Origin of the sequence: Photobacterium damselae, from assembly GCF_003026815.1 — a bacterium.
Taxonomy (GTDB): domain Bacteria; phylum Pseudomonadota; class Gammaproteobacteria; order Enterobacterales; family Vibrionaceae; genus Photobacterium; species Photobacterium damselae.
Map to the genome: position 1 here is coordinate 1 of NZ_PYOG01000071.1, position 3814 is coordinate 3814.

Below are 3814 nucleotides of genomic sequence, written 5' to 3' on the forward strand. Positions count from 1 at the left end.
GTTTTCTCGCCCGTGCATTTTGCTCAATTAAGGGAGCAAAACGAATGACCCAACGATTAATGGTGGCATGATCGACTTGAATTCCTCTTTCAGCAAAAATTTCTTCGATGTCACGGAAACTGAGTTTGTACGCTACATAGTAGCGTATGGCTTGAAGGATGATGTCAGATGGAAAATGATAACCAGTAAATGGCATAAAAGTTTAGCTAAAAGTTTAAAGTCAGTAATTAGAGTTTTCAACTGCTCTCTAGTTCCCTAACTTTGCGACAGAACCCCATAACTGTTGATTTTTTCAGTATACGGGCGAGGTTAAATTAAGGCTGTATTGTCGACAGCGAGCTTTAACCTCAGCTCATCTGCCTGTTGGTCGCGATCACTTGAGCCTTTCTATTCAACAGGCTCTGCGCTGAGTCTTTTTCAAAGCTTAAAATCGCGTTGGAGAGCTCAGTATTAGCAAGCATAGAAAGCGTTTCGCCTAGCTCCAATTTTGAGTTGGTGCGGTTTTGCTCTCGCTCGTTTGGATTTATCTGCGCCACGGTTCTGCCTAGAAAGTTTCCCTTCTTTACAGACTCAGTCTGGCTATTGCTCTCGATCCAATCGATAGATAAGTGCTTTTGTGTTGGTTGGATGTCATTGGACATAGATTACCTAAACTATTAAATCCGAGCTCTGAAACTGAGAGGGCAAAGCTTTCATGGCGATGTGGGCGGATAACAAGTCTTCCCAAGATTCGCTCTGTGTGAGTAGCTCCGCCAGTGCATCTTCAAACAGTTCGTAGTCGAGTGACTCTGCGTGAAGCAGTCTATTTAAACAAAGCTTGTGCCTGTGATTATCTAAGCTAAAAAACAATTGATGCTCAGACCAATGGTAGTTGAATGCGATAAAAGAACGGTAAAGATCAGAATTAATAATTTGTAGATCGACGATCTCAGCTTCTAATTGAAGCATCTCTGTCGTTGGGTGAAAAATTACATGCACTCTTAAGTTGTCATCAAAAGCTAAACCCAATTCGTCTTCAATCAACTGTAATTTAGGTAACCCTATTTGATGAGCAAATTTAAGTAAAACCTCATCTACGATTTGGCGCGCAGACATAGAAGTCATCCTTTTTAGAATTTTAAGGATGAAGTTATGGTACGTGCATTCCTGTGTTTATCAAAATTGGTTTGATTTTTTTATGTAAACGTTTTTTCGGTTCTGTCGCAAAGTTAGGGAACTAGAGAGCAGTTGAAAACTCTAATTACTGACTTTAAACTTTTAGCTAAACTTTTATGCCATTTACTGGTTATCATTTTCCATCTGACATCATCCTTCAAGTTATACGCTACTATGTAGCGTACAAACTCAGTTTCCGTGATATCGAAGAAATTTTTGTTGAAAGAGGAATTCAAGTCGATCATGCCACCATTAATCGTTGGGTCATTCGTCTTGCTCCCTTAATTGAGCAAAATGCACGGGCGAGAAAACACCAAGTATCAAGTTCATGGCGAATGGACGAAACCTATATCAAAATCAAAGGGAAATGGTGGTATTACTATCGGGCAGTCGATAAATACGGTGATATTGTAGATTTTTATCTTAGTCAAACACGAGATGAAAAATCCGCTCAAGCCTTTCTACGAAAGGCTATTCGAACAAATGGATTGCCAGATCAAGTTGTTATTGATAAAAGTGGCGCTAATACTTGAGATCTTCATCATATGAACGTCAAATTATGGAAAAGTGTCGTTTTCATGCTCAATCTGATAGAAGTTATTGATGTGAAATAACTCAACAATATAGTTGAGCAAAGCCATAGGCCAATTAAACAAAAGATGTATCAGGCTCTTGGTTGGAAATATGTTGAGGGAGCAAGTGCCACTATGTCAGGTCAAGAAGTTTGGACGCAAATCAAACGAGGTCAAGTTGGCGAGCTAAGCTTGCCTGTATGGGAGCGATTTTACGCGCTCATAGCATAATAGTGTCTGAAATTCGACACGCTTACGCCTTACATAAACTTTGCGACAGACCCCTTTTTTAGCTGCTCAATGATAATCATGTACGAGTTTCTCATGTTTTTAACTTTATGATCAGATTGTGATTACATGGAAAAGTTCCCCGTGATATAAAATCCTTTATTTTCAACTATTAAAGTTCGATCCCGCCCTTACAAACATAGGGACTGTCTAAGTACATGAATAATATAGAAAACGACCTGTTCACAATAGCCAAATTGCTGATTTTGGCGTCGAAATTAGCGTTAAATAATTGAAGTACATCTAAATTAACATATTTACGACGTAATCTAATATAGATAAGTGCTACCGGTGAATATATTTAGTTTTTATCTTTACAACAGATGTTTACGTTATGCCTAGATTAAAGCTAAATTTACCCCCTCTTGTTGTTTCGCAGAATACTCCACCACCTGCGCCTAAAGTTTCTCATGAGCTCAAAAAGGAAGATGTGGGAAAATTAATAAAGGATATAGAGGCTCAGCCTAAATCAAGTTTTAGAAATGCAGACATTCATGGTAGCTATCACGAGTTATCTCAAGGAGGTTACAAGAATGAGTTTTCTGGTTATAAGCTGTCTAATGTGCCATTTGGCGATGTATTTATACATGCGAATAAAGATAATGAATCGCGAGAGTATTTAGGAGATAAAATCCATATCAGCATAGATAAGGCTCAGCTTAGCTCCGGGTTTGATGATATTTTACCTATCCTGCTGTCTGAAGACAGTCCGATAGATAAATGGAAAGTAACCGACCTTAATCGTTGCCCACCAGATTCTCGTGTTGCGGTAGGAGCACAGATAACTCTTTATGTTAAAGCTGATAAAGAGTCCGGATATGTCCCCGCTGAATTAAAAAAAGTGAAAGATTTTCTGGAGCAGATTGAGCTCACTTTAGGCCAGAGCAATACGACACCTGGCGAGAAGCCTCAATCTGACATATCAGCTGCGAACTGGAATTTTATCTCTTACCGGAATGAGTATAGAAGCGATCGTGAAGGAGGCGCTTCACATCAGCTGTTTGAAGAACCATTTTTCCAAGTTATATCAAGCTAGTCGTTTTAAAAGCTCATTACTATAGTGTCAAAGTCCGAATGTATTCAATGCACTCGGATTTTTTAAATCAGGCAAACTAAGCAGCAGGAAGAAACTGGGAAATGCAGCTAACTCAGCTTTGAGTATAAGTGATGGTGATAGCCGGATACTGGTATGGAGAAAAATGTATGGGCTCTGTACTTCAGATGGTGTCGTTTGCAACAGCTTTTAAATTTATAGCACTTCCTATACCATAGGAATTAACTAATTGTATTAATTATTTTTATTATTAGTAAAATTTTGGTATATCAATAGCAGGATTGTACCATTGTTGGAATCGCTTCAACGTAGTTTGGTAACTACTTGGCTTCAGTGGCGGTTGATGCTGCTCCGCTCTCTTTAGATTAACTTCCTCCACTCGTTCAACAAAATCTTGATGAGCTTTTGCAAAATTTATTCGGACACGATTTGTTGAATGCTCATGGACAACAGCATTTAAGATTCCATACAGCTCGCTATCCATTTTTAATTTTCGGTTACCTTTGGCAACGTGATTAGGCATGAGTGCACTTTTCTTCCAACCAGACTCAACAAAGGCAATAACCCATCTCCCCAACGTTTTATAGCTAGGAGGGTTATCGTCATTGAACAAAGTAGGTTCTGTCGCAAAGTTAGGGAACCAGAGAGCAGTTGAGAACTCTAATTACTGACTTTAAACTTTTAGCTAAACTTTTATGCAATTTACTGGTTATCATTTTCCATCTGACATCATCCTTCAAGCCAT

The 3814-nt window shown here is 38.8% G+C and carries 4 protein-coding genes and 2 pseudogenes; 2 read left to right on the forward strand and 4 right to left on the reverse strand.

Annotation, left to right across the window (positions count from 1 at the left end):
- The 3 genes and pseudogenes from CTN07_RS22105 to CTN07_RS22115 form a co-directional block, all read right to left on the reverse strand.
- Positions 1 to 196: pseudogene (locus tag CTN07_RS22105) on the reverse strand (IS6 family transposase); the annotation flags it as partial.
- Between the two features lie 151 nt (positions 197 to 347).
- On the reverse strand, positions 348 to 641 hold the full coding sequence (exsE2, locus tag CTN07_RS22110) for a T3SS regulon translocated regulator ExsE2 (RefSeq protein WP_036766134.1): 294 nt from the start codon (positions 639 to 641) through the stop codon (positions 348 to 350).
- Positions 642 to 648: 7 nt separating this feature from the next.
- Positions 649 to 1095, reverse strand: a complete 447-nt coding sequence (locus CTN07_RS22115; protein ID WP_036766135.1) for a CesT family type III secretion system chaperone — start codon at positions 1093 to 1095, stop codon at positions 649 to 651.
- 176 nt (positions 1096 to 1271) lie between these two features.
- Between CTN07_RS22115 and CTN07_RS22120 the strand changes: the two are divergent.
- Both CTN07_RS22120 and ospF read left to right on the forward strand, forming a co-directional pair.
- Positions 1272 to 1769: pseudogene (locus CTN07_RS22120) on the forward strand (IS6 family transposase).
- 580 nt (positions 1770 to 2349) lie between these two features.
- Positions 2350 to 3051 (forward strand): type III secretion system effector phosphothreonine lyase, encoded by a 702-nt coding sequence (gene ospF / locus CTN07_RS22125; RefSeq protein WP_005306650.1) that lies wholly within the window; start codon positions 2350 to 2352, stop codon positions 3049 to 3051.
- A gap of 268 nt (positions 3052 to 3319) precedes the next feature.
- Here ospF and CTN07_RS22130 read toward each other — a convergent pair whose 3' ends face one another.
- Positions 3320 to 3592, reverse strand: coding sequence for a hypothetical protein (locus CTN07_RS22130; RefSeq protein ID WP_036766137.1), 273 nt, complete (start codon positions 3590 to 3592; stop codon positions 3320 to 3322).
- Positions 3593 to 3814: the final 222 nt, after the last annotated feature.